Genomic DNA, 23,890 nt, shown 5'->3' on the forward strand with positions numbered 1-23,890 from the left:
CCGGAAATGGGTTGGCCATCGGCGGGGCCGCTCTGCATCGTGGAGGGCGGTGAACCGAGAGGAGAGACACATGGAACAGGTGCGGCTCGGGACGACCGGGACGAGGGTCTCGCGGATCTGCCTCGGCATGATGAGCTTCGGCGACCCCGCGCAACGGCCCTGGGCGCTGGACGAGGAGGCCGCGGAGCCGATCGTGCGCAGGGCCGTCGAGGCCGGTGTGACATTCTTCGACACCGCCGACATGTACTCGCGCGGTGTGAGCGAGATCATCACCGGCCATCTGCTGGCGAGACTGTTCCCGCGCCGGGAGGACTACGTCCTCGCCACCAAGGTCTGCCTCCCCGTGGGCGACGGGCCCAACGACAAGGGGCTGTCCCGCAAGCACATCATGGCGGGCATTGACGACTCCCTGCGGCGCCTGGGCACCGACTACGTGGACCTCTACCAGATCCACCGCTGGGACTATGGAACGCCCATCGAGGAGACGATGGAGGCCCTCCACGACGTGGTGCGCGCGGGCAAGGCACGGTACATAGGCGCGTCCAGCATGTTCGCGTGGCAGTTCGCCAAGGCGCAGCACGTGGCGGACAAGCACGGCTGGACGAAGTTCGTCACCATGCAGAACCACTACAACCTGCTGTACCGCGAGGAGGAGCGGGAGATGAACCCGCTCTGCGCGGACCAGGGCGTCGGGCTGCTGCCGTGGAGCCCCCTCGCTCGAGGCCGGCTGGCGGGCAACCGCGACCGCGGCGGGCGCACCAACACCGTCCGGGCGGGCAACGACGCCTACGGCGAGATGATGTACGAGGAGGCCGACTTCGACGTGGTCGACGTCGTCCGCGAGGTCGCGGGGGAGAAGGGCGTCCCCATGGCGCAGGTCGCGCTCGCCTGGCTGCTCGGACGGCCCGGTGTGACGGCCCCGATCGTCGGTGCCACGAAGGTCGCGCATATCGACGACGCCGTCGCGGCCGCCGGGCTCGTGCTGGACGACAAGGACGTGGAGCGGTTGGAGGCGCCGTACCGGCCGCACCCGGTGCGCGGGCACGACTGAACCACCGCCCGGACGTTCCCGCAGGTGGCGCCCCCGGTCGGAACGGATCGGGGGCGCCGGACGTCTATCTTGGGCGATGATTTGCGATACCACCGGCGATCGGGGCAGGCTGGGGGCCAGAACGCCCACGGGCGGCCAGACCGCCACGGGGCGAGACGAGTGACAGGTCCGGGGAACCGCCCAGCGGATCCTCGGGCGACCGGGACTGAGGAGCCCCGGGACGACGGCGCTGAAGGAGCCCGACGATGACCGAGAATGACGGCACGCAGGGACCGCAGCGGCCGTTGCCGGAGGACGAGGGCCGTCAGGCCCCCGAGGAGCGGGGCGAGCCCCCCGCGCGCCCGCTCGGCGACCGGACCGTGGTGTTCGGCGCCCCGCAGCTGGGCGGCGCGGCCGGCGGGCAGCGGCCCCCGGCGCCGCAGGAGCCCGGCGAGCAGGAGCGGCAGACGCCTCCGCCGCCGCCCCCGACGATGGTCGAGCAGCCGCTGCGGCAGTACGGCGAGCAGCCCCCGCCGCCGCCCCAGCAGCAGTACGGCGCCCCCCAGTACGAGCAGCAGCCCTACGGGCAGCAGCCCGGAGGCCAGGCGCCCTACGGCGCGCCTCCCGGCCCGGGCGGCTTCCCGCCGCCGGAGCAGCAGCAGTACGGCGGCCAGCCGGGCCAGCAGTACGGGCAGCAGCCCGAGCAGCAGTACGGCCAGCCCCAGCAGCAGGCGTACCCGCAGCAGCCGATGCACGGCGCTCCGCAGGAGCAGCAGCAGTACGGCCAGCCGCCGTTCGGCGCCCAGGGCGGCTACGCGCCGCCCCCGGAGCCGCGCTCGCCCGAGGGCGGCGCGCCCGCCGAGCAGGCGCCGCCGGCCCCGGGGCAGCCGCAGGACGCGGGCAACGAGCGCACTCTGATCGTGCCCGGCCCCGGCGCGGGCGGGCAGGAGCCCGAGCGGCCGCAGCGCCCCCCGGTGGACGACCAGGCGACGCTGCACTGGTCGCCCGGCACGGACGTGCCCGTCGCGACCGGCCCGGAGCGCCGGCAGGAGCCGCCCGCCGAGCCGTGGCAGGCGCCGGTGCCGCCGTCGACGCCGGAGCCGTGGTCGCCCGAGGCGTCCCAGCCGGGGCAGCAGCAGGGCGGGCCGGGCCAGGGCCAGGCCGACCACGAGCGGACGATGATGGTCCCGCCGCCCGACTCGGGCTTCGGCGGGTCCCCGCAGCCGGAGGAGCCGCCCGCGTTCGGCGCCCGCGGCGTCGAGGACGCCCGGCCGACCGAGGCGTTCGACCCGTCCGCGCAGTCGCAGGGCCGGCACGCCGCGGAGCCGTCCGGCGGGATGGCCGAGCACACCCGCCTGGACATCGGGCAGCAGTCGTGGCAGCCGCAGTCCCAGCAGCAGCCGCCGCAGCCCGGCGCGCAGCAGTTCGGCCAGGACTACGGCCAGCAGCAGGACTACGGCCAGCAGCAGGGCGGGCAGCAGTTCGGCCAGCAGGGTGAGCAGCAGCAGTACGGTGCGCAGCAGTTCGGCGCCCAGCAGGACCAGCAGCAGTACGGCCAGCAGTTCGGGCAGCAGCAGGACTACGGCCAGCAGCAGGGCTTCGGCCAGCAGCAGGGCGGGCAGCAGTTCGGCCAGCCCGGCGAGCAGCAGCAGTACGGCGGCCAGCCCGCGTTCGGCCAGCCGGGCCAGCCCGCTCAGCACGGCCAGCACGGTCAGCACGGTCAGCAGGGACAGTTCGGGCAGCCGGGTCAGTACGGCCAGCCGACCACGTACGGGGCCGACGAGGGCAAGAGCGGCAAGAGCAACACGCTCCTGTACATCATCGGCGGCGCGGTCGTCGCGGTGATCCTCATCGTCCTGATCGTCGCGTTCGTCCTCTAGCAGGCCCCGGCGGGGGAGGGCGTAAAAGATCGTCCACGTCTTCCCCAAGAGCCGGGGCGTGGGTCACAATGCCGACGGGTCTTCCCGCCACCGGGCGGGAACACCCGTCGGCTTTCTTCCGTTGATCTGTACGGGTGAGTCGGCTTTCGAGGGCCCTCCGGGCTTGCGCCGGACGGGGCTCACGCGGTAGTGCGCTCTTCGCTTTGCACTTTGGCGAAGGGGTCGGTAACCTCTTCACTTGTGCCCGCTGTATGCGGGCCGCTATGCGTGCGCGCCGGCGAGGTTCGACAGGACCGGCCCAGCGCCGCATCTACTCCCCGGCTTGATTCGGCCCTGAGATGGGCCGGGCGGTCTGTGTCGGTTGTTCGCGGGCAATGCTCCGTGAACCGGCGACACGCCCGACCGCGTGGGTCGGAGAGGTCGGGAAACCGGCAGGTCACAGCCTCGCCTGAGGTGGTGATTGCAGCAACAGGACTTACCGGCTCGGTACGAGGGAAGACGGAGACGCGGTGCCCACGATCCAGCAGCTGGTCCGCAAGGGCCGCCAGGACAAGGTGACCAAGAACAAGACGCCCGCGCTGAAGGAGAGCCCCCAGCGCCGGGGTGTCTGCACGCGCGTCTACACGACGACGCCCAAGAAGCCGAACTCCGCGCTTCGCAAGGTCGCCCGTGTCCGGCTGACCAGCGGGATTGAGGTCACGGCCTACATCCCCGGCGTCGGTCACAACCTGCAGGAGCACTCGATCGTGCTCGTGCGCGGCGGCCGTGTGAAGGACCTCCCGGGTGTTCGGTACAAGATCATCCGCGGGTCGCTCGACACTCAGGGCGTCCGCAATCGCAAGCAGGCGCGCAGCAAGTACGGCGCGAAGAAGGAGAAGAGCTGATGCCGCGCAAGGGCCCCGCTGGCAAGCGCCAGCTGATCGCTGACCCGGTGTACAACTCGCCGCTGGTCACCGCGCTCATCAACAAGATTCTCCTGGACGGCAAGCGTTCCATCGCGCAGAGCATCGTGTACGACGCCCTCGAGGGCGCCCGCGAGAAGACCGGCAACGACCCGGTCGTCACGCTGAAGCGCGCGCTCGACAACGTCAAGCCGACCCTGGAGGTCCGCAGCCGCCGTGTCGGTGGCGCGACCTACCAGGTCCCCGTCGAGGTGCGGCCGGCCCGCAGCACCACCCTCGCCCTGCGCTGGCTGGTGGTGTACGCCCGGCAGCGTCGCGAGAAGACCATGACCGAGCGGCTGATGAACGAGCTGCTCGACGCGAGCAACGGACTCGGCGCGTCTGTCAAGAAGCGCGAGGACACCCACAAGATGGCGGAGTCCAACAAGGCCTTCGCCCACTACCGCTGGTAACCCCGGCGGGTTGAGAACGACGAGACGACGCGAGGACGCGAGGACACTGTGGCTACCAAAACCGGTGTAGACCTGGCCAAGGTCCGCAACATCGGGATCATGGCCCATATCGACGCTGGCAAGACCACGACGACCGAGCGGATCCTGTACTACACGGGCATCAGCTACAAGATCGGCGAGGTCCACGACGGCGCCGCCACCATGGACTGGATGGAGCAGGAGCAGGAGCGGGGGATCACCATCACCTCCGCCGCCACCACCTGCGAATGGCCCGTCGACGACGTCAAGCACACGATCAACATCATCGACACCCCCGGGCACGTCGACTTCACCATCGAGGTGGAGCGCAACCTGCGGGTGCTCGACGGCGCGGTCGCGGTGTTCGACGGTGTCGCCGGCGTCGAGCCGCAGTCCGAGACGGTGTGGCGCCAGGCCGACCGTTACGGCGTGCCCCGCATGTGCTTCGTCAACAAGCTCGACCGCGTCGGCGCGGAGTTCCACCGCTGCGTCGACATGATCGAGAACCGTCTCAACGCGGTCCCGCTCGTGCTGCAGCTGCCGATCGGCGCCGAGGCGGACTTCAAGGGCGTCATCGACCTGGTGAACATGAAGGCCCTCCTGTGGAACGAGGAGGCCAAGCTCGGCGAGATGTACGACACGGTCGACATCCCCGAGACGCACGCCGAGTCGGCCCGCGAGTGGCACGACAAGCTGGTCGAGACGCTCGCCGAGAACGACGACGAGATCATGGAGCTGTACCTGGAGGGCAACGAGCCCACCGTGGAGCAGCTGCACGCCGGCATCCGCCGCGCCACGATCTCCGCCGCCGTGACCCCGGTGACCTGCGGCACCGCCTTCAAGAACAAGGGCGTGCAGCCGCTGCTGGACGCGATCGTCCGCTACCTGCCCTCGCCGCTGGACGTCGAGGCCATCGAGGGCCACGCGGTCCGCGACGAGGAGAAGGTCCTCACCCGCAAGCCGAGCGAGGACGAGCCGTTCTCCGCGCTCGCCTTCAAGATCGCCAGCGACCCGCACCTGGGCAAGCTCACCTTCGTCCGCGTGTACTCCGGCGTGCTGGAGTCCGGCGCGAGCGTGATGAACTCCGTCAAGGAGCGCAAGGAGCGCATCGGCAAGATCTACCGGATGCACGCCAACAAGCGCACCGAGATCGAGCGCGCGGGCGCCGGCGACATCGTCGCGGTGATGGGCCTCAAGCAGACCACCACCGGTGAGACGCTGTGCGACGAGAAGGACCCGATCGTCCTCGAGTCGATGAACTTCCCGGCGCCGGTCATCCACGTGGCGATCGAGCCGAAGACCAAGGCCGACCAGCAGAAGCTGGGCACCGCGATCCAGCGGCTGGCCGAGGAGGACCCGTCCTTCCAGGTCCGCTCGGACGAGGACACCGGCCAGACCGTCATCTCCGGCATGGGCGAGCTCCACCTGGAGATCCTCGTCGACCGGATGAAGCGCGAGTTCAAGGTCGACGCCAACGTCGGCAAGCCGCAGGTGGCCTACCGCGAGACCATCAGCAAGAAGGTCGAGAAGGTCGAGTACACCCACAAGAAGCAGACGGGCGGCTCCGGCCAGTTCGGCCGCGTGATCATCGACCTGGAGCCGCTCGGCGGCGGGTCCGACGGTTACGAGTTCGAGAACAAGGTCACCGGTGGCCGCATCCCGCGGGAGTACATCCCGTCGGTCGACGCGGGCTGCCAGGAGGCCGCGGAGTTCGGTGTCCTCGCCGGCTACCCGATGGTGGGCGTCAAGGTCACCCTGCGAGACGGCGCCTACCACGAGGTCGACTCGTCGGAGATGGCGTTCAAGGTCGCCGGTTCCATGGCGTTCAAGGAGGCCGCCCGCAAGGCGTCCCCGACGCTGCTGGAGCCGATGATGGCCGTCGAGGTCACCACGCCCGAGGACAACATGGGCGACGTGATCGGCGACCTCAACAGCCGCCGCGGCCAGGTCCAGTCCATGGACGAGCGCAGCGGGATGCGCGTCATCAAGGCGCTCGTGCCGCTGTCCGAGATGTTCGGCTACGTGGGTGATCTGCGCAGCAAGACCCAGGGCCGGGCCGTCTTCACCATGCAGTTCGACTCCTACGCCGAGGTTCCGGGGAACGTCGCGCAGGAGATCATCGCGAAGGCGCGGGGCGAGTAAGCACCCGGGCCTGCCCACAGATCACACCAGACGTACATCGAAGCGGTCGTTCCAGACGGCCGAGGATCGCAACAAGGAGCAACCAGTGGCGAAGGCCAAGTTCGAGCGGACGAAGCCGCACGTGAACATCGGCACCATCGGTCACATCGACCACGGTAAGACCACGCTTACCGCGGCGATCACCAAGGTGCTCCACGACAAGTACCCGGACCTCAACCCCTTCACGCCGTTCGAGGACATCGACAAGGCGCCGGAGGAGCGCGAGCGCGGTATCACGATCTCCATCGCGCACGTGGAGTACCAGACCGAGTCCCGGCACTACGCGCACGTGGACTGCCCCGGTCACGCGGACTACATCAAGAACATGATCACCGGTGCGGCGCAGATGGACGGCGCCATCCTGGTGGTCGCCGCGACCGACGGCCCGATGCCGCAGACCAAGGAGCACGTGCTCCTGGCCCGCCAGGTCGGCGTCCCCTACATCGTCGTCGCGCTGAACAAGTGCGACATGGTGGACGACGAGGAGATCCTGGAGCTCGTCGAGCTCGAGGTCCGCGAGCTGCTGTCCGAGTACGAGTTCCCGGGCGACGACGTCCCGGTCGTGCGCGTGTCCGCCTTCCAGGCGCTGCAGGGCGACGAGAAGTGGTCCGAGTCCATCGTCGAGCTGATGAACGCCGTCGACGAGAACGTGCCGGAGCCGGTGCGCGACACCGAGAAGCCGTTCCTGATGCCGATCGAGGACGTCTTCTCGATCACCGGTCGCGGCACGGTCGTCACCGGCCGCATCGAGCGCGGCGTCGTGAACGTCAACGAGGAAGTCGAGATCATCGGCATCAAGGACGCGTCGTCCAAGACGACCGTCACCGGTGTCGAGATGTTCCGCAAGCTGCTCGACCAGGGCCAGGCGGGCGACAACGTCGGCCTGCTCCTGCGCGGCATCAAGCGCGAGGACGTCGAGCGCGGCCAGTGCGTCATCAAGCCGGGCACGAACACCCCGCACACCGAGTTCGAGGCGCAGGTCTACATCCTGTCCAAGGACGAGGGCGGCCGCCACACGCCGTTCTTCAACAACTACCGTCCGCAGTTCTACTTCCGGACCACGGACGTCACCGGCGTGGTGAACCTCCCCGAGGGCACCGAGATGGTCATGCCGGGCGACAACACCGAGATGCGCGTCGAGCTGATCCAGCCCGTCGCCATGGAGGAGGGCCTGAAGTTCGCCATCCGTGAGGGTGGCCGGACCGTGGGCGCCGGTCGCGTCACCAAGGTCATCAAGTAACACCCCTCGTGGACGCGGCGGCCCAGCCGCCGGCAGGACCGGGCGACTGGGCCGCCGCGTCACGACCAGGAAGTAAACAGCGGCACTACAGCAAAGGACACCGAGGCCACCATGGCGGGACAGAAGATCCGCATCCGGCTCAAGGCCTACGACCACGAGGTCATCGACACCTCCGCGAAGAAGATCGTTGAGACGGTGACGCGGACGGGCGCCAAGGTCGCGGGCCCGGTGCCGCTGCCGACCGAGAAGAACGTGTACTGCGTCATCCGCTCGCCGCACAAGTACAAGGACAGCCGCGAGCACTTCGAGATGCGCACGCACAAGCGGTTGATCGACATCATCGACCCGACGCCCAAGACGGTCGACTCGCTGATGCGGCTCGACCTTCCGGCCGGCGTTGACATCGAGATCAAGCTCTGAGGGACGCACCAGAAATGAGCACGCAGAGGAAGGGCGTCCTGGGCGAGAAGCTCGGCATGACCCAGGTCTTCGACGATGAGGGCCGGATCGTTCCGGTGACCGTCGTCCAGGCCGGGCCGTGTGTCGTCACGCAGCTCCGCACCCAGGAGAAGGACGGCTACACCGCCGTCCAGATCGGGTACGGGCAGATCGACCCGCGCAAGGTGAACAAGCCGCGCACGGGCCACTTCGAGAAGGCCGGCGTCACGCCGCGCCGCTACCTCGTCGAGCTGCGTTCGGACGACACCACCGAGTTCGAACTCGGCCAGGAGATCACCGCTGGCGTCTTCGAGGCCGGCCAGAAGATCGACGTCACCGGCACGAGCAAGGGCAAGGGCACCGCCGGTGTCATGAAGCGCCACGGCTTCAAGGGCCTCGGCGCCTCGCACGGCACCCAGCGCAAGCACCGCTCGCCGGGCTCGATCGGCGGCTGCGCGACCCCGGGTCGCGTCTTCAAGGGCCTCCGCATGGCGGGACGGCACGGCAACGCCCGTACCACCGTGCAGAACCTGACCGTCCACGCCGTCGACGCGGAGAAGAACCTGCTGCTCATCAAGGGCGCGGTTCCCGGTCCCAACGGCGGCGTGGTGCTGGTCCGCGACGCAGTGAAGGGGACGGGCAAGTGACCTCCAAGCTCGACATCGACCTGCCCGCCGAGGTCTTCGACGCGAAGACCAGCGTGCCGCTGATCCACCAGGTCGTGGTGGCGCAGCTGGCCGCGGCGCGGCAGGGGACGCACGCCACGAAGACCCGCGGCGAGGTGTCCGGCGGCGGCAAGAAGCCGTACCGGCAGAAGGGCACCGGCCGCGCCCGCCAGGGTTCGACCCGCGCTCCCCAGTTCGCCGGCGGCGGCACGGTGCACGGCCCGCAGCCGCGGGACTACTCGCAGCGGACGCCCAAGAAGATGAAGGCCGCCGCGCTGCGCGGCGCCCTGTCGGACCGCGCCCGCTACGGCCGGGTGCACGTGGTCGACCACATCATCGAGGGCGACACCCCGAAGACGAAGACGGCGCTGACGGCGCTGCGCTCGGTCACCGAGGCCAAGCGCGTCCTGCTGGTCCTGGACCGCGAGGACGAGTTGACCTGGAAGAGCCTGCGCAACGAGCCGAGCGTGCACGTTCTCGTCTCCGACCAGCTCAACACCTACGACGTGCTGGTGAACGACGACGTCGTCTTCACGCAGAAGGCGTACGACGAGTTCATCTCGCGCGCGGCGAAGAAGTAAGGAGGGTCGCACAGTGAACAAGATCGCCGACCCCCGCGACGTCATCATCGCGCCGGTCGTCTCGGAGAAGAGCTACGGGCTGCTGGACGAGAACAAGTACACGTTCGTCGTCCGGACCGACGCCAACAAGACGCAGATCAAGCAGGCCGTCGAGTCGGTGTTCGGCGTCAAGGTGACGAACGTGAACACGCTCAACCGGCCCGGCAAGCGCAAGCGCACCCGGTTCGGCTACGGCAAGCGCAAGGACACCAAGCGCGCCATCGTCAGCCTCGCCGAGGGCGAGCGGATCGACATCTTCGGCGGCCCGGCCTAAACAGCCGGGGTCGTCCCGAAGACTGAAATAGGGATGAACGAAAAAGATGGGCATCCGTAACTACAAGCCGACGACTCCGGGTCGTCGCGGCTCCAGCGTGGCCGACTTCGTCGAGGTCACGCGCAGCGAGCCGGAGAAGTCGCTGCTGCGTCCTCTCCCCAAGAAGGGCGGCCGCAACAACCACGGCCGCATCACGACCCGGCACCAGGGCGGCGGCCACAAGCGCGCCTACCGCGTGATCGACTTCCGCCGGCACGACAAGGACGGCGTCCCGGCGAAGGTCGCGCACATCGAGTACGACCCGAACCGCACCGCCCGCATCGCGCTGCTGCACTACGCCGACGGCGAGAAGCGCTACATCCTCGCGCCGCGGAACCTGCGCCAGGGCGACCGCGTCGAGAACGGGCCGGGCGCGGACATCAAGCCGGGCAACTGCCTGCCGCTGCGCAACATCCCGACGGGTACCGTCATCCACGCCATCGAGCTGCGGCCCGGCGGCGGCGCCAAGATCGCCCGCTCCGCGGGCGCCGGCGTCCAGCTGCTGGCCAAGGAGGGCAAGTACGCCACGCTGCGCATGCCCTCGGGCGAGATGCGGATGGTGGACGTGCGCTGCCGCGCGACGGTCGGCGAGGTCGGCAACGCCGAGCAGTCGAACATCAACTGGGGCAAGGCCGGCCGGATGCGGTGGAAGGGCAAGCGCCCGACCGTCCGCGGTGTGGCCATGAACCCGATCGACCACCCGCACGGTGGTGGTGAGGGCAAGACCTCCGGCGGTCGGCACCCGGTGAACCCGAACGGTAAGAAGGAAGGCCGCACTCGCCAGGCGAACAAGTCGAGCGACCGGCTGATCGTCCGTCGTCGCAGCAAGAAGAAGCGGTAGGAGTCGCTCGTCATGCCACGTAGCCTTAAGAAGGGTCCCTTCGTGGACGACCACCTGATCAAGAAGGTGGACGTCCAGAACGAGAAGGGCACCAAGAACGTCATCAAGACGTGGTCCCGGCGCTCCATGATCGTGCCGGACATGATCGGTCACACGATCGCCGTGCACGACGGCCGCAAGCACGTGCCGGTGTTCATCACCGACGCCATGGTGGGGCACAAGCTCGGCGAGTTCGCGCCGACGAGGACGTTCCGCAGCCACGTCAAGGAAGACCGCCGCAGCCGTCGCGGCTGAGCGGGCACGTAGGAGAGAGGGAACAGCGATGGAAGCCAGGGCCCAGGCGCGGTTCATCCGCGTCACGCCCATGAAGGCCCGCCGCGTGGTGGACCTCATCCGCGGCCTGCCTGCCGCGGAGGCGCAGGCGGTGCTGCGGTTCGCCCCCCAGGCCGCCAGTGAGCCGGTGGGCAAGGTGCTGGCCAGTGCCATTGCCAACGCCGAGCACAACTTCAAGCTCGACACGGGCACGCTCGTCGTGAGCGGCGCGTGGGTCGACGAGGGGCCGACGCTGAAGCGTTTCCGTCCCCGCGCCCAGGGTCGGGCTTACCGCATCAACAAGCGCACGAGCCACATCACCGTGGTCGTCGCCCCGAAGGACGAGGTCGCTTCGGCCGGCGGTAAGAAGACGAGGAGGGCCCGGTAGTGGGTCAGAAGATCAACCCGCACGGGTTCCGCCTGGGCGTCACCACCGACCACAAGTCCGTGTGGTTCGCCACGAAGCTCTACAAGGACTACGTCAAGGAAGACGTCCAGATCCGGCGCATGCTGCAGAAGGGCATGGACCGGGCGGGCATCTCCAAGGTGGAGATCGAGCGGACCCGTGACCGTGTCGAGGTCAACATCCACACCGCCCGGCCGGGCATCGTCATCGGCCGCCGCGGCGCGGAGGCCGAGCGCCTCCGGGGCGACCTGGAGAAGCTGACCGGCAAGCAGGTCCGGCTGAACATCCTCGAGGTGAAGAACCCCGAGATCGACGCGCAGCTCGTCGCGCAGGGCGTGGCCGAGCAGCTGTCCAGCCGGGTCGCGTTCCGCCGCGCCATGCGCAAGGCGATCCAGTCGGCGATGAAGTCCGGCGCCAAGGGCATCAAGGTGCAGTGCGGCGGCCGTCTCGGCGGCGCCGAGATGTCGCGGTCGGAGTTCTACCGCGAGGGCCAGGTCCCGCTGCACACGCTGCGCGCCGACATCGACTACGGGTTCTACGAGGCCCGGACGACGTTCGGCCGCATCGGCGTGAAGGTGTGGATCTACAAGGGCGAGGCCGCGGCGACGCGCGCCGAGCGTGAGCAGAAGGCCGCGCAGCAGCGCGCCGCCGGCGGTGGCGGCGGTGGCCGCGAGCGTCGCGGTGGCGGCGGCGGCGAGCGCCGCGGCGGCGGTCGCGGTGGACGCGGCGGTCGCGGTGGCGAGCGCGGCGGTGCCCGCGGCGGCGAGGCCCGCGGCGGCAACGAGGCGCCGAAGCAGCAGCAGAGTTCCGAGCAGCCGGCGCAGACGGCCGACGCTGCTCCGCAGGGTGAGGGGAGCTGAGTAACCCATGCTGATCCCTCGCAAGGTCAAGCACCGCAAGCAGCACCACCCGAAGCGCCGCGGCATGGCCAAGGGCGGCACCAAGGTGACGTTCGGCGAGTACGGCATCCAGGCGGTCGAGGCCGCCTACGTGACGAACCGGCAGATCGAGGCCGCGCGTATCGCGATGACCCGCCACATCAAGCGTGGCGGCAAGGTCTGGATCAACATCTTCCCGGACCGTCCGCTGACCAAGAAGCCCGCGGAGACCCGGATGGGTTCCGGTAAGGGCTCCGTGGAGTGGTGGGTCGCGAACGTCAAGCCGGGCCGCGTGCTGTTCGAGATCTCCTACCCGAACGAGCAGATCGCCCGCGAGGCGCTGACCCGCGCGATCCACAAGCTTCCCATGAAGTGCAAGATCGTTAAGCGAGAGGTGGGTGAGTCCTGATGGCCAAGGGTCTTACCGCCGACGACCTGCGGACCGAGCCCGAGGACGTTCTGGTCACCAAGCTGAAGGAGGCGAAGGAGGAGCTGTTCAACCTCCGCTTCCAGGCCGCGACCGGCCAGCTTGAGAGCCACGGGCGGCTGCGCACCGTCAAGCGCGAGATCGCCCGCATCTACACCGTGATGCGGGAGCGCGAGCTCGGCATCGTCACGGTCGCCGAGGACGCCGTGGAGGGCACCGAATGACCGAGCAGACTCAGGCGCGGAGCAGCCGCAAGGTCCTGGAGGGCCTGGTGGTCAGCGACAAGATGGACAAGACCGTGGTCGTGTCCGTCGAGGACCGTGTGAAGCACGCCAAGTACCACAAGGTCATCCGCCGCACGAAGAACTACAAGGCGCACGACGAGGCCAACGAGTGTGGCGTCGGCGACCGCGTCCGTCTCATGGAGACCCGCCCGCTGTCGGCGAGCAAGCGCTGGCGCGTGGTGGAGATCCTGGAGAAGGCCAAGTAGGAGCCGCGAGGCTCTCGCGGGACGCGAGTCCCGCATTGAACACCGATGGTTCCACCAGGCTCCTCGGACCAGGTCCGAGAGAGAACCGGTGTGACGAACAGGAGTTGACGTGATCCAGCAGGAGTCGCGACTCAAGGTCGCCGACAACACGGGTGCGAAGGAGATCCTTTGCATCCGCGTTCTCGGCGGCTCGGGTCGGCGCTACGCGGGAGTCGGCGACATCATCGTCGCGACGGTGAAGGACGCCCTTCCCGGCGCGGGCGTGAAGAAGGGTGACGTCGTCAAGGCGGTCGTCGTGCGCACCCGCAAGGAGCGCCGGCGCCCGGACGGCTCCTACATCCGCTTCGACGAGAACGCCGCGGTCCTGATCAAGGACGGCGGGGACCCCCGCGGCACCCGCATCTTCGGCCCGGTGGGCCGCGAACTGCGCGAGAAGAAGTTCATGCGCATCATCTCGCTCGCGCCGGAGGTGCTGTGATGAAGATCCGCAAGGGCGACGAGGTCGTCGTCATCGCCGGCAAGGACAAGGGCGCCACGGGCAAGGTCCTGCGCGTCCTCCCGCGTGAGGACCGCGTGGTCGTCGAGGGCGTCAACCTCATCACCAAGAACATCAAGGCCGACCAGCAGCGTGCCGGCAAGGAGAGCGGCCGCGTGACGGTCGAGGCGCCGCTGCACGTCAGCAACGTCGCGCTCGCCGAGGACGGCAAGCCGGTCCGGGTCGGCTACCGCATCAACGAGGACGGCACGAAGGTTCGGATCTCGCGCCGTAGCGGTAAGGAGATCTGAGACCGATGACCGAGACCGTCACCGAGCGTCCCGTCCCGCAGCCGAGGCTCAAGCTCCGCTACCGCGAGGAGATCGCGAAGCAGATGCAGGAGCAGTTCGGCTACGCCAACGTCATGCAGATCCCCGGGCTGACCAAGATCGTGGTCAACATGGGCGTCGGCGACGCGGCGAAGGACGCGAAGCTGATCGAGGGCGCGATCCGCGACCTCTCCCAGATCACCGGGCAGAAGCCGGCCGTGAACCGGGCCCGCAAGTCGATCGCGCAGTTCAAGCTGCGCGAGGGCATGCCGATCGGCGCGCACGCGACGCTGCGCGGCGACCGGATGTGGGAGTTCCTCGACCGGCTGCTCGCCACCGCGCTGCCCCGTATCCGTGACTTCCGCGGCCTGTCGCCGAAGCAGTTCGACGGCAACGGCAACTACACCTTCGGGCTGACCGAGCAGGTCATGTTCCACGAGGTCGACCCGGACAAGATCGACCGGACGCGGGGCATGGACATCACGGTCGTGACGACCGCGAAGACCGACGACGAGGGCCGGGCGCTGCTCAAGCTCCTGGGCTTCCCCTTCAAGGAGAACTGAGCAGATGGCGAAGAAGTCGCTGATCGCCAAGGCGGCGCGGAAGCCGAAGTTCGGCGTGCGCGCGTACACTCGTTGCTCGCGCTGCGGGCGCCCGCGCTCCGTCTACCGGAAGTTCGGCCTGTGCCGCGTGTGCTTCCGGGAGATGGCCCACCGCGGCGAGCTGCCGGGCATCACCAAGTCCAGCTGGTAGGAGCCTCCCCCCGGCGACGGGGGGAGCCCACCGGCGTGTATCAACCACCGGGCATCCGCACGGGTGCCCACGACCACGCCAAAGGTCCACGGGACGACATCACCCCGAGGAAACCGTGGCGAGGGAGGGCCAGCAGGCCATGACGATGACCGACCCGATCGCAGACATGCTGACGCGTCTGCGCAACGCGAATTCGGCGTACCACGACTCGGTGGCGATGCCGTACTCGAAGATCAAGGCGCACATCGCCGAGATCCTCCAGCAGGAGGGCTACATCTCGGGCTGGACCGTGGAGGACGCCGAGGTCGGCAAGAAGCTCACCATCGAGCTGAAGTTCGGACCGACCCGCGAGCGTTCGATCGCCGGCATCAAGCGCGTCTCGAAGCCGGGTCTGCGCGTGTACGCGAAGAAGGACAACCTGCCGAAGGTGCTGGGCGGGCTGGGCGTCGCGATCATCTCGACGTCCTCCGGCCTGATGACCGACCGGCAGGCGGGCAAGCGCGGCGTGGGCGGCGAAGTCCTCGCCTACGTCTGGTGAGGGGAGGGCTCTAACAATGTCGCGAATCGGACGTCTCCCCATCACCGTGCCCAGCGGCGTCGAGGTCACGCTCGACGGCCGGGAGGTCACCGTCAAGGGGCCGAAGGGCACGCTGTCGCACACGGTCGCCGAGCCGATCGAGGTGGCGATGGAGGACGGCAAGGTCACCGTGACCCGGCCGAACGACATCAACACGGTGCGCGCCCTGCACGGGCTCACCCGCTCGCTGATCAACAACATGGTCGTCGGTGTCACCGAGGGCTACAAGAAGACCCTGGTCATCCAGGGCGTCGGCTACCGTGTGGTGGCCAAGGGCAAGAACCTCGAGTTCTCGCTCGGGTACAGCCACCCGATCACGGTCGAGCCCCCCGAGGGCATCACCTTCACGGTGGAGCGGCCGACCCAGCTGACGGTCGAGGGCATCGACAAGCAGAAGGTCGGCGAGATCGCCGCCAACATTCGCAAGCTGCGCAAGCCCGACCCGTACAAGGGCAAGGGCGTGCGGTACGAGGGCGAGCAGATCCGCCGCAAGGTCGGAAAGGCTGGTAAGTAGTCATGGCAGGCACCAAGGCCCTGGCCGCCAAGGCCACGTCGGCGCGGGCCAAGTCCCGCAAGCGCCGGCACCTGCGGGTCCGGAAGAAGGTCGTGGGCAGCGCCGCGCGTCCTCGCCTGGTCGTGACCCGCTCCACCAAGCACGTGTTCGTCCAGGTCATCGACGACAGCAAGGGCCACACGCTGGCCTACGCGTCGACGATGGAGGCGGACCTGCGCGCCGACTCCGGCGACAAGACGGCCAAGTCCCGCAAGGTCGGCGAGCTCGTCGCCGCCCGCGCGAAGGAGGCCGGCGTCTCCGCGGTCGTGTTCGACCGCGGCGGCAACAAGTACCACGGCCGCATCGCCGCTGTCGCGGAGGGTGCGCGCGAGGGGGGCCTGGAGCTCTGATGGCCCTTTCCAAGGCAAACGAGAGGAACCACTGATGGCAGCGCAGAGGCGTGGTGGCGGTCAGGGTGGCGACCGTCGCGACGGCCGCCGCGACGACCGCCGCGGTGGCGCCGACAAGGGCCAGTCGTACATCGAGAAGGTCGTGGCGATCAACCGCGTCGCCAAGGTCGTCAAGGGCGGTCGCCGGTTCAGCTTCACCGCTCTGGTGATCGTCGGTGACGGCAACGGCACCGTCGGCGTCGGCTACGGCAAGGCCAAGGAGGTGCCCGCGGCGATCGCCAAGGGCGTCGAGGAGGCCAAGAAGCACTTCTTCAAGGTGCCGCGGATCCAGGGCACCATCCCGCACCTGGTGCAGGCGCGGGACGCGGCGGGCGAGGTCCTGCTGCGCCCGGCCGCCCCCGGTACCGGCGTGATCGCCGGTGGTCCGGTGCGCGCGGTGCTGGAGTGCGCGGGCATCCACGACGTGCTGAGCAAGTCGCTGGGCAGTGACAACGCGATCAACATCGTGCACGCCACGATCGCGGGGCTGAAGTCGCTGAAGCGTCCGGAGGAGATCGCGGCCAAGCGCGGCCTGCCGATCGAGGACGTCGCCCCGGCGGCCATGCTGCGCGCTCGCGCGGCGGGCAGCGAGCCGAGGGCGGAGGCCGCGACCTCATGAGCAACCTGAAGATCACGCAGACCAAGTCCGTGATCAGCGAGAAGCAGAACCAGCGTGACACGCTGCGCACCCTCGGCCTGAAGAAGATCGGGCAGAGCGTGGTCCGCGAGGACCGCCCCGAGGTGCTCGGCATGATCCGGACGGTGGCCCACCTGGTCACCGTCGAGGAGGTCGACTGACATGGCCGCCGATCTGGAGAAGGACGGCACGCCGCTCAAGATCCACGACCTGCGTCCGGCCCCCGGCGCCAACAAGGCCAAGATCCGCAAGGGTCGCGGCGAGGCGTCCAAGGGCAAGACGGCGGGCCGCGGCACCAAGGGCACCAAGGCCCGCAGCACGGTGCCGGTCGGGTTCGAGGGCGGCCAGATGCCGCTGATCCGCCGGGTGCCGAAGCTGAAGGGCTTCAAGAACCCGAACCGGGTCGAGTTCCAGGTGGTGAACCTGGACAAGCTCGCGGCGCTCTACCCCGAGGGCGGCGAGGTCACCGCCGAGGACCTGGCGGCCAAGGGCGCGGTGCGCCGCGGCCGGCCGGTGAAGGTCCTCGGCACCGGCGAGATCTCCGTGGCCGTGCAGGTGAAGGCGCACGCCTTCTCCGGCGCCGCCAAGGAGAAGATCGCCGCCGCCGGCGGGACCGCCGACGAGCTGTAAGGCGACACCTTCGATGCCGGGGCCGTCTTCGCCTTGCCCCGCGGGCCGTAGGGCCCGCGGGGCGGGCGGGGCGGCCCCGGTCTCATCTGCTGTTAGAGTCACACCGGCGGAGGCGACGCGCGTGAGATTCCCCACGATCTTCGTTTCCGCCGCATCCCATGGACTTGTAACCGGCCCCTCGGCGGCCATGTTCTCGCCAGTCGCGCAGGAGGAATGGTGCTGACCGCGTTCACTCGGGCTTTCCGTACGCCCGACCTGCGTAAGAAGCTGTTGTTCACGTTGTTCATGATCCTGGTGTTCCGGATCGGGGCGACCCTTCCGACGCCGAACGTGAACGTGAGCGTGCTGAAGTCGACCGCGGACGCGGCGAAGAAGAGCAACCAGCTGTACGGTCTCGTCGACCTGTTCAGCGGCGGCGCGCTGCTGAAGCTGTCGGTGTTCGCGCTGGGGATCATGCCGTACATCACGGCGAGCATCATCCTGCAGCTGCTGACGGTGGTGATCCCGCGGCTGGAGGCCCTCAAGAAGGAGGGCCAGGCGGGCACCACGAAGATCACCCAGTACACCCGGTACCTGACGATCGGGCTGGGCATCCTGCAGGCGACCGGCATCGTGGCGATGGCCAGCACCGGGCAGCTGTTCCAGGGGCAGTCGGGCAGCGACAACATCCTGTACGACACCGGCGTGTTCCCGATCATCACCATGGTGATCTGCATGGTGGCGGGCACCTCGGTGATCATGTGGCTGGGCGAGCTGATGACCGACCGCGGCGTCGGCAACGGCATGTCGATCCTGATCTTCACGCAGGTGGTGGCGGTCTTCCCGTCCCAGTTCTGGAGCATCTACAAGGCCAAGAACGGGTTCGTCTTCGCGCTGGTGATCATCGTCGGGCTGGCCATCATGGCGGGCGTGGTCTTCGTCGAGCAGGCGCAGCGCCGCATCCCGGTGCAGTACGCCAAGCGGATGGTGGGCCGGCGGATGTACGGCGGCACCTCGACCTACATCCCGCTGAAGGTGAACCAGGCGGGCATCATCCCCGTGATCTTCGCCTCATCGCTGCTGTACCTGCCGGTGCTCGCGACGCAGCTGTGGCCGAACACCAAGTGGCTGCAGAAGGTGCAGCCCTACCTCCAGCAGGACAATCCCTGGCACATGGGGATCTTCTTCGTCTTCATCATCTTCTTTACCTACTTCTACGTGGCGATCACCTTCAACCCCACTGAAGTCGCCGACAACATGAAGAAGTATGGTGGATTCATCCCAGGTATCCGTCCTGGCCGGCCGACCGCCGAGTACCTCGACTACGTGCTGACCCGGATCACCACACCCGGTGCGCTCTACCTGGGGCTCGTCGCCCTGATCCCCATGGTGGCGTTCGCACTCCTGAACGCGACCCAGAACTTCCCCTTCGGCGGCACGAGCATCCTCATCGTCGTCGGCGTCGGACTGGATACCGTGAAGCAGATCGAGAGTCAGCTACAGCAGCGCAACTACGAGGGCTTCCTCCGGTAGTGCGTATCGTGCTGGTGGGCCCCCCGGGAGCGGGCAAGGGGACGCAGGCCCAGTTCATCGCATCTCATCTGTCCATCCCGAAGATCTCGACAGGTGACATCTTCCGCGCCAACGTGAGCGGCGGCACCGAACTCGGCCGGCAGGCCAAGGAGTACATGGACCGCGGCGACCTCGTCCCCGACGAGGTGACGATCGCGATGGTGCGCGACCGGCTCGGCGAGGACGACGCGCGCGACGGGTTCCTGCTCGACGGGTTCCCGCGCAACGTCCCGCAGGCCGAGACGCTGAAGAAGATCCTGGCCGAGTGGGACACCCGCCTGGACATCGTCCTGGAACTGGTCGTCGACGAGGACGAGGTCGTCCGGCGCCTGTCGGGCCGCCGTACCTGCGACAAGTGCGGCCGGATCTGGCACGTCGACTTCGACGACAAGCAGGACGACATCTGCGACGACTGCGGCGGGCGGCTCTTCCAGCGCGACGACGACAAGGAAGAGGTCGTCATGCACCGGCTGGAGGTCTACCGGCACGACACGGCGCCGCTGGTGCAGTTCTACGCGGACGAGAACATCCTTGTGGGGATCGACGCGACCGGCCCGGTCGAGGAGGTCACCAAGCGCGCGCTGACGGCGCTGCGGCCGCTGGAGAGGGACTGAGGGACTGAGCTTCGGGACCGCGCGCTCGCGGTCCCCGGGACCGGCGCGCCGGCGGATGACGGAGCATGGAGGCAGCGGCAGGCTGTTCCCGGCTCCGGTCCGCGCCAGGCGGGTCCCGACCGGGCATGAACGGTGGACGTGGACGCCGGGGCCGCTTCGTGGCGGTCCCGGCGATCTTTGTTAGGGGGAGACATGTTCAAGAGGCGCAGGCCCGCGATCCAGGTGAAGACGCCCGAGCAGATCGAGCGGATGCGCGCGGCGGGGCTGCTGGTCGGCCGCACCCTGGAGGTCCTCCGGGAGGCGGTGAAGCCGGGGATCAGCACGCTCGACCTCGACGCGATCGCCGAGCGGCACATCCGCGACCACGGCGGCGTGCCGTCGTTCCTCGGCTACCACGGCTTCACCGGGACGATCTGCGCGTCGATCAACGAGGAGATCGTGCACGGCATCCCGCGGCCGGACAAGATCCTGCGGGACGGCGACGTCATCTCCCTCGACTGCGGCGCGATCGTGGACGGCTGGCACGGCGACGCGGCGATCACCGTCCCGGTCGGGGAGGTCGACGACGAGCTGCGGCGGCTGCTGGAGGTCACCGAGACGTCCCTGTGGCACGGTCTGGCGGCCGGAAAGGCCGGGGCCCGCCTCACGGACATGTCGCACGCGATCGAGTCTCACATCCGCTCTCAGGGCTCCTACGGCATTGTCGAGGGCTACGGCGGGCACGGCATCGGGACCGAGATGCACATGGACCCGCTGATCCCGAACCACGGCGCCCCCGGGCACGGCCCGGAGCTGGAGGTCGGGATGTGCTTCGCGGTGGAGCCGATGGTCAACCTCGGCACCAAGGAGACCGAGGAGCTCGACGACGGCTGGACGGTGATCACCACCGACCGCCGCGCCTCCGCGCACTTCGAGCACACGTTCGCCGTCACCCCGGACGGCCCCCGCGTCCTGACGGCCCTCGACGAGGGCCGGGAGTGGTTCGCCAGGCTGGAAGTAGGCTGATCGTAGGACGTACCGTGTCGTGACGATCGGGAGGGCATCGATGGCGCCGAACCCTGACATCCGGGCATCGGACGCCGATCGCGACCGGGTGGCGGAGAGCCTGCGCGAGCACTGCGCCGAGGGCCGGATCACGATGGACGAGATGCACGAGCGCCTGGAGTCCACGTACGCGGCCAAGACCCTCGGCGACCTCCAGGAGATCACCGCCGATCTGCCGGAGCACGACCTCTACCAGCACCCGATCCCGGCGTCGCGCCCCAACAGCACCGCGAGCCCGGCCGTCCGGCGCTCGGGCGGCGACCTGTACCGGCAGGGCGGGCGGGCCGTCTGGGCGACCTGGGCGACCGTCAGCGCGATCAACTTCGTGGTGTGGCTGGCCCTTGCGGTCACCGGCAACGTGGTCTACCCGTGGTGGATCTGGGTGGCCGGGCCGTGGGGCGCCCTGCTCCTCATCGGGGCGGTTTTCGGCCCCAGGCGCCGCCCCTGACCTTCCGGAGGGCTACTCCACGTCCATCAGCGGGCGGTAGTTGCCCGTCGGGACGAAATGGGTCGTGGCCGCGCCCTCGTCGGACACCAGGTGCACCGCGAACCCGGCGGGCTCCCCGGTCACCGCCGCCCGTCCCGGGTGCGTCAGGTCCAGGAACAGCTGCCGGTAGGTGCTCGGGCACGTCGTGCTGACCGTCCCGGCCAGCGACCCCACCGACCCCCGGTGCACGTGCCCCGAGATGATCCGCACCACCTGCGGATGCCGGGAGATCACCTTCGCGAACCCCGCCGGGTCGACGAACCGCATGTCGTCGATGAACCTGATCCCGATGGGGAACGGCGGATGGTGCGTCGCGACCACCGTCGGCGTGGCCGGCGCGGCGCCGAGCGCCCCGTCCAGCCACGCGAGCCGCTCCTCGCTCATGTGCCCGTGCGGATGCCCGTCCACGGTGGTGTCGCAGCACACCAGCCGCACGCCCGCCACGTCCACCGCGTACTGGACGGGCGCCTGCGGCCAGATCCCGGTGTCGACCACGGCGGGGTGATCGTCGAACGCGGCGCGCATGGCGTCCCGGTCGTCGTGGTTGCCGGGCATCGGGTAGACCGCCATCGGCAGCGGCGACAGCAGCGCGTGCAGCCGCGCGTACTCCTCGGGCCGCCCGCCGTCGGCGAGGTCGCCGGTCAGCACCACCGCGTCCGGCCGCGCGGGCAGCGCCAGCAGGCTGGACACCGCCGCGCGCAGGGCCCGCACGGGCCCCGACCCGTCGTCCACCTCGCCGTCACGTCCGGCGGCCAGGTGGATGTCGCTCAACTGCGCGATGATCGCCATTGATCCTCCCCTCGCCAGGGCACGTCCCAGCACATCACGGCCCCGCCTTCGGGGCACCCCCCGGCCCCCGCGCCGCAGACGATCTTCGCGTCCGAGCGCCTCCCTGTCGAACCGGCGCCGCTAGGCTGCGGCCCGCCCCCTGCACAAACGCCCCGGGAGTGATGTTCGTGCCGCCCTGGACCCTGGAGACCCTCGGCACCTGCGCCCCCGGCCGGCACGCCCTCGCGACGCCCCGTCTCTTCCTGCGCACCGCCACCCTCGCCGACGCCCTCCCGCTGCTGGCGGCCGGAAGCGACCCCGAGGCACAGCGCGGCCTGGGCTGGCCCGCCGGGCAGATCGTGCCCGCCTGGCGCCGCCGCAGCGCCCTGCGCTGGCGCATGGCGATGCGGCCGTCCTCGGACGGAGCGCCCGCCACCCCGTTGCCGAACCTGTACATAGCCCTCGACCGAGCCCGGCCGAGGACGGGCGGACGGTCTCTGGGGTGTGGTACGTGTCGCCCGTGCGGTGCGCGACCGGCCGGGGGCCGGGCTGGAAGAGCACTTCGCCCTGGACGGGCGCCTTGAGCCCTGTGCAGGCGCCTTAGGGCCGCGCACGCCCCCGATGGCCGTGGTGCGGGAGGCGGGCTCGGAGCCGCCGGATCAGGCGACGTGGGGGATGACCAGGGACAGGGCCGAGGTGACGTCCTCGGGGGCGGGCGCGACGTCGGGGACGACGTCGCGCAGGGCCAGCCAGCCGTTGATCGCCTGCACCGTCGGCTTGGCCTCCACGAGCTGCGGGTCGTCGACGCCGTACCAGGCGGCGACCTTCGACCAGCGCCACAGCCGGTGGCCCGCCGTGGAGATCTCGGACGCGGGGAAGCCGGTGGCGCCGCGGGCGCCGGTGATCGCGTGCCGGACCGAGTCCGCGGACCTGCCGACGCGGTCGGCGATGTCGCGGATCGTCAGCAGCGGGTCGGCCTCCACCTGCAGCACGTGCAGGCCCTCCGCGCTGGCCTCGACGTGCTCGACCACCTCCATGATGGCGGCGGCGAGGGTCGCGCCCTGCCAGGCGCACGAGGCGTTGCCCGGACGGTCGGCGTGCTGCGGCTCGCTGATGATGGACACGGTGACGGCGCCGTGCGTCCGGTCGAACAGCGGGTCCAGCTCGTCCTCGTAGAGGGGACGGCTCAGGATCAGCGCGAAGTCATAGCTCGGCATGCTGACCCTCCTCCGACGTATCTCTCCTGAAAGGTACAACGCGCGAGCGAGGTATGCTTGACTCGGAAGCAGTCTCCGGACCCATATCATGCGTTGATTTCGCATTGGGCGGTTCGGTGCCGTAGACTGCTGTGCCGGTCCGTTGTCGGCCGCCTGTTCCCCTTGTTCTCGATGCGTCCGCGTCGTGGCACGGGCGCGGCCGTGCCCCTCGCGGGGTCTCGGGCCGGGTCCAATGAGCCGATCAGTGAAGCGCGGAGGACATGCCCAAGAAAGAAGGGGCCATCGAGATCGAGGGCACCGTCATCGAGTCCCTCCCGAACGCCATGTTCCGGGTGGAGCTCGACAACGGGCACAAGGTGCTCGCCCACATCAGCGGCAAGATGCGGATGCACTACATCCGGATCCTGCCGGACGACCGCGTCGTTGTGGAGCTGAGCCCCTACGACCTCACGCGCGGTCGGATCGTCTACCGCTACAAGTAATCCCACTGGGGTTGCCTTCCCCGTGCGTGGCGGCGCGGGGGTGACCCTTATCTCTAGGAGACCCAGTGAAGGTCAAGCCGAGCGTCAAGAAGATCTGCCAGAAGTGCCGCGTCATCCGCCGGCACGGCCGGGTCATGGTCATCTGCTCCGACCCGCGCCACAAGCAGCGCCAGGGCTGACCGGCACCAGCCGGACGGTCCACAACAGCAAGCGCATCGCAGCCTTCGCACAGGTCGCCGTACAGCTCGTCCCGGGATCCCCGGTGATCGGGTTGTACGGCACCACTGTGTG

35 protein-coding genes are annotated in these 23,890 nt (G+C 69.2%); 33 read left to right on the top strand and 2 right to left on the bottom strand.

The window, feature by feature from the left end:
* The first annotated feature begins 70 nt into the window (after positions 1-70).
* The 31 genes from amrb99_RS30630 to amrb99_RS30780 all read left to right on the top strand — a co-directional run bounded on the left by amrb99_RS30630 (position 71) and on the right by amrb99_RS30780 (position 21,093).
* Positions 71-1,051, top strand: a complete 981-nt coding sequence (locus tag amrb99_RS30630) for an aldo/keto reductase (protein ID WP_190862620.1) — start codon at positions 71-73, stop codon at positions 1,049-1,051.
* Between the two features lie 245 nt (positions 1,052-1,296).
* Positions 1,297-2,910 (top strand): hypothetical protein, encoded by a 1,614-nt coding sequence (locus amrb99_RS30635; protein ID WP_190862622.1) that lies wholly within the window; start codon positions 1,297-1,299, stop codon positions 2,908-2,910.
* Between the two features lie 509 nt (positions 2,911-3,419).
* A complete protein-coding gene (gene rpsL / locus amrb99_RS30640) occupies positions 3,420-3,794 on the top strand; it encodes a 30S ribosomal protein S12 (RefSeq protein ID WP_030176166.1) in 375 nt (124 codons plus the stop codon).
* On the top strand, positions 3,794-4,264 hold the full coding sequence (gene rpsG, locus amrb99_RS30645) for a 30S ribosomal protein S7 (protein WP_021597494.1): 471 nt from the start codon (positions 3,794-3,796) through the stop codon (positions 4,262-4,264). The genes rpsL and rpsG overlap by 1 nt, the downstream gene beginning before the upstream one ends.
* Positions 4,265-4,312: 48 nt before the next feature.
* The gene (gene fusA / locus amrb99_RS30650; RefSeq protein WP_190862624.1) at positions 4,313-6,424 is read left to right on the top strand and encodes an elongation factor G; all 2,112 of its coding nucleotides are present in this window, start codon (positions 4,313-4,315) and stop codon (positions 6,422-6,424) included.
* Positions 6,425-6,509: 85 nt separating this feature from the next.
* A complete protein-coding gene (tuf, locus tag amrb99_RS30655) occupies positions 6,510-7,703 on the top strand; it encodes an elongation factor Tu (RefSeq protein WP_190862626.1) in 1,194 nt (397 codons plus the stop codon).
* Positions 7,704-7,814: 111 nt separating this feature from the next.
* On the top strand, positions 7,815-8,123 hold the full coding sequence (gene rpsJ, locus amrb99_RS30660) for a 30S ribosomal protein S10 (protein ID WP_018657599.1): 309 nt from the start codon (positions 7,815-7,817) through the stop codon (positions 8,121-8,123).
* 14 nt (positions 8,124-8,137) lie between these two features.
* Positions 8,138-8,788, top strand: a complete 651-nt coding sequence (rplC, locus tag amrb99_RS30665) for a 50S ribosomal protein L3 (protein ID WP_151543204.1) — start codon at positions 8,138-8,140, stop codon at positions 8,786-8,788.
* Positions 8,785-9,387 carry a 50S ribosomal protein L4 gene (gene rplD, locus amrb99_RS30670; protein ID WP_190862628.1) on the top strand — a complete coding sequence of 201 codons (603 nt, stop codon included), beginning with the start codon at positions 8,785-8,787 and terminating at the stop codon, positions 9,385-9,387. The genes rplC and rplD overlap by 4 nt, the downstream gene beginning before the upstream one ends.
* A gap of 13 nt (positions 9,388-9,400) precedes the next feature.
* Positions 9,401-9,700, top strand: a complete 300-nt coding sequence (gene rplW, locus amrb99_RS30675; RefSeq protein WP_151543206.1) for a 50S ribosomal protein L23 — start codon at positions 9,401-9,403, stop codon at positions 9,698-9,700.
* Between the two features lie 46 nt (positions 9,701-9,746).
* Positions 9,747-10,580: a 50S ribosomal protein L2 gene (gene rplB, locus amrb99_RS30680; RefSeq protein ID WP_151543207.1), complete on the top strand. Its 834-nt coding sequence runs from the start codon at positions 9,747-9,749 to the stop codon at positions 10,578-10,580.
* Between the two features lie 12 nt (positions 10,581-10,592).
* Positions 10,593-10,874, top strand: a complete 282-nt coding sequence (gene rpsS, locus amrb99_RS30685; protein ID WP_067454662.1) for a 30S ribosomal protein S19 — start codon at positions 10,593-10,595, stop codon at positions 10,872-10,874.
* A 28-nt stretch (positions 10,875-10,902) separates the two neighbouring features.
* Entirely contained in the window at positions 10,903-11,280 is a 378-nt protein-coding gene (gene rplV, locus amrb99_RS30690) for a 50S ribosomal protein L22 (protein ID WP_151543208.1), read from the top strand.
* Complete coding sequence (gene rpsC, locus amrb99_RS30695; protein WP_190862631.1) at positions 11,280-12,158, top strand: 30S ribosomal protein S3; 879 nt, start codon at positions 11,280-11,282, stop codon at positions 12,156-12,158. The genes rplV and rpsC overlap by 1 nt, the downstream gene beginning before the upstream one ends.
* Before the next feature lie 7 nt (positions 12,159-12,165).
* On the top strand, positions 12,166-12,585 hold the full coding sequence (gene rplP, locus amrb99_RS30700) for a 50S ribosomal protein L16 (protein ID WP_067806120.1): 420 nt from the start codon (positions 12,166-12,168) through the stop codon (positions 12,583-12,585).
* Positions 12,585-12,827, top strand: a complete 243-nt coding sequence (rpmC, locus tag amrb99_RS30705) for a 50S ribosomal protein L29 (RefSeq protein WP_151545534.1) — start codon at positions 12,585-12,587, stop codon at positions 12,825-12,827. Before rplP ends, rpmC begins: the two co-directional genes overlap by 1 nt.
* The gene (gene rpsQ / locus amrb99_RS30710) at positions 12,824-13,093 is read left to right on the top strand and encodes a 30S ribosomal protein S17 (protein ID WP_151545533.1); all 270 of its coding nucleotides are present in this window, start codon (positions 12,824-12,826) and stop codon (positions 13,091-13,093) included. The genes rpmC and rpsQ overlap by 4 nt, the downstream gene beginning before the upstream one ends.
* Before the next feature lie 109 nt (positions 13,094-13,202).
* Positions 13,203-13,571 carry a 50S ribosomal protein L14 gene (gene rplN, locus amrb99_RS30715; RefSeq protein WP_021596728.1) on the top strand — a complete coding sequence of 123 codons (369 nt, stop codon included), beginning with the start codon at positions 13,203-13,205 and terminating at the stop codon, positions 13,569-13,571.
* On the top strand, positions 13,571-13,879 hold the full coding sequence (rplX, locus tag amrb99_RS30720) for a 50S ribosomal protein L24 (RefSeq protein ID WP_151545532.1): 309 nt from the start codon (positions 13,571-13,573) through the stop codon (positions 13,877-13,879). The genes rplN and rplX overlap by 1 nt, the downstream gene beginning before the upstream one ends.
* 5 nt (positions 13,880-13,884) lie before the next feature.
* Positions 13,885-14,460: a 50S ribosomal protein L5 gene (rplE, locus tag amrb99_RS30725; RefSeq protein WP_151545531.1), complete on the top strand. Its 576-nt coding sequence runs from the start codon at positions 13,885-13,887 to the stop codon at positions 14,458-14,460.
* A gap of 4 nt (positions 14,461-14,464) precedes the next feature.
* Entirely contained in the window at positions 14,465-14,650 is a 186-nt protein-coding gene (locus tag amrb99_RS30730) for a type Z 30S ribosomal protein S14 (protein WP_018657585.1), read from the top strand.
* A 139-nt stretch (positions 14,651-14,789) separates the two neighbouring features.
* Entirely contained in the window at positions 14,790-15,188 is a 399-nt protein-coding gene (gene rpsH / locus amrb99_RS30735; protein WP_151545530.1) for a 30S ribosomal protein S8, read from the top strand.
* 16 nt (positions 15,189-15,204) lie between these two features.
* The gene (rplF, locus tag amrb99_RS30740; RefSeq protein WP_190862633.1) at positions 15,205-15,741 is read left to right on the top strand and encodes a 50S ribosomal protein L6; all 537 of its coding nucleotides are present in this window, start codon (positions 15,205-15,207) and stop codon (positions 15,739-15,741) included.
* 2 nt (positions 15,742-15,743) lie between these two features.
* Positions 15,744-16,130 (top strand): 50S ribosomal protein L18, encoded by a 387-nt coding sequence (rplR, locus tag amrb99_RS30745; protein WP_190862635.1) that lies wholly within the window; start codon positions 15,744-15,746, stop codon positions 16,128-16,130.
* Between the two features lie 31 nt (positions 16,131-16,161).
* On the top strand, positions 16,162-16,788 hold the full coding sequence (gene rpsE / locus amrb99_RS30750) for a 30S ribosomal protein S5 (protein WP_151545537.1): 627 nt from the start codon (positions 16,162-16,164) through the stop codon (positions 16,786-16,788).
* Complete coding sequence (gene rpmD, locus amrb99_RS30755) at positions 16,785-16,967, top strand: 50S ribosomal protein L30 (RefSeq protein WP_021596720.1); 183 nt, start codon at positions 16,785-16,787, stop codon at positions 16,965-16,967. The genes rpsE and rpmD overlap by 4 nt, the downstream gene beginning before the upstream one ends.
* A 1-nt stretch (position 16,968) precedes the next feature.
* Positions 16,969-17,436 (top strand): 50S ribosomal protein L15, encoded by a 468-nt coding sequence (rplO, locus tag amrb99_RS30760; protein WP_151545527.1) that lies wholly within the window; start codon positions 16,969-16,971, stop codon positions 17,434-17,436.
* Positions 17,437-17,652: 216 nt separating this feature from the next.
* A complete protein-coding gene (secY, locus tag amrb99_RS30765) occupies positions 17,653-18,948 on the top strand; it encodes a preprotein translocase subunit SecY (protein WP_173101564.1) in 1,296 nt (431 codons plus the stop codon).
* Positions 18,948-19,601, top strand: coding sequence for an adenylate kinase (locus amrb99_RS30770; RefSeq protein ID WP_190862637.1), 654 nt, complete (start codon positions 18,948-18,950; stop codon positions 19,599-19,601). The genes secY and amrb99_RS30770 overlap by 1 nt, the downstream gene beginning before the upstream one ends.
* A 192-nt stretch (positions 19,602-19,793) precedes the next feature.
* Positions 19,794-20,606 carry a type I methionyl aminopeptidase gene (map, locus tag amrb99_RS30775; protein ID WP_190862639.1) on the top strand — a complete coding sequence of 271 codons (813 nt, stop codon included), beginning with the start codon at positions 19,794-19,796 and terminating at the stop codon, positions 20,604-20,606.
* Positions 20,607-20,646: 40 nt separating this feature from the next.
* Positions 20,647-21,093 (top strand): DUF1707 domain-containing protein, encoded by a 447-nt coding sequence (locus tag amrb99_RS30780; RefSeq protein WP_190862641.1) that lies wholly within the window; start codon positions 20,647-20,649, stop codon positions 21,091-21,093.
* Between the two features lie 12 nt (positions 21,094-21,105).
* Here the strand turns inward: amrb99_RS30780 and amrb99_RS30785 are convergent, their stop codons facing one another.
* Together amrb99_RS30785 and amrb99_RS30790 are read right to left on the bottom strand one after the other, a co-directional pair.
* Positions 21,106-21,921 carry a phosphodiesterase gene (locus tag amrb99_RS30785; protein WP_190862643.1) on the bottom strand — a complete coding sequence of 272 codons (816 nt, stop codon included), beginning with the start codon at positions 21,919-21,921 and terminating at the stop codon, positions 21,106-21,108.
* 638 nt (positions 21,922-22,559) lie between these two features.
* Positions 22,560-23,117, bottom strand: coding sequence for a hypothetical protein (locus amrb99_RS30790; RefSeq protein WP_190862644.1), 558 nt, complete (start codon positions 23,115-23,117; stop codon positions 22,560-22,562).
* A gap of 260 nt (positions 23,118-23,377) precedes the next feature.
* On the opposite strand from amrb99_RS30790, the gene infA reads away from it, so the two are divergent.
* Complete coding sequence (gene infA / locus amrb99_RS30795; protein ID WP_018657567.1) at positions 23,378-23,599, top strand: translation initiation factor IF-1; 222 nt, start codon at positions 23,378-23,380, stop codon at positions 23,597-23,599.
* Between the two features lie 65 nt (positions 23,600-23,664).
* The gene (gene rpmJ / locus amrb99_RS30800; protein ID WP_018657566.1) at positions 23,665-23,778 is read left to right on the top strand and encodes a 50S ribosomal protein L36; all 114 of its coding nucleotides are present in this window, start codon (positions 23,665-23,667) and stop codon (positions 23,776-23,778) included.
* Positions 23,779-23,890 lie beyond the last annotated feature (112 nt).

It is taken from the genome of Actinomadura sp. RB99 (assembly GCF_014706005.1).
Taxonomy (GTDB): Bacteria; Actinomycetota; Actinomycetes; order Streptosporangiales; family Streptosporangiaceae; genus Spirillospora.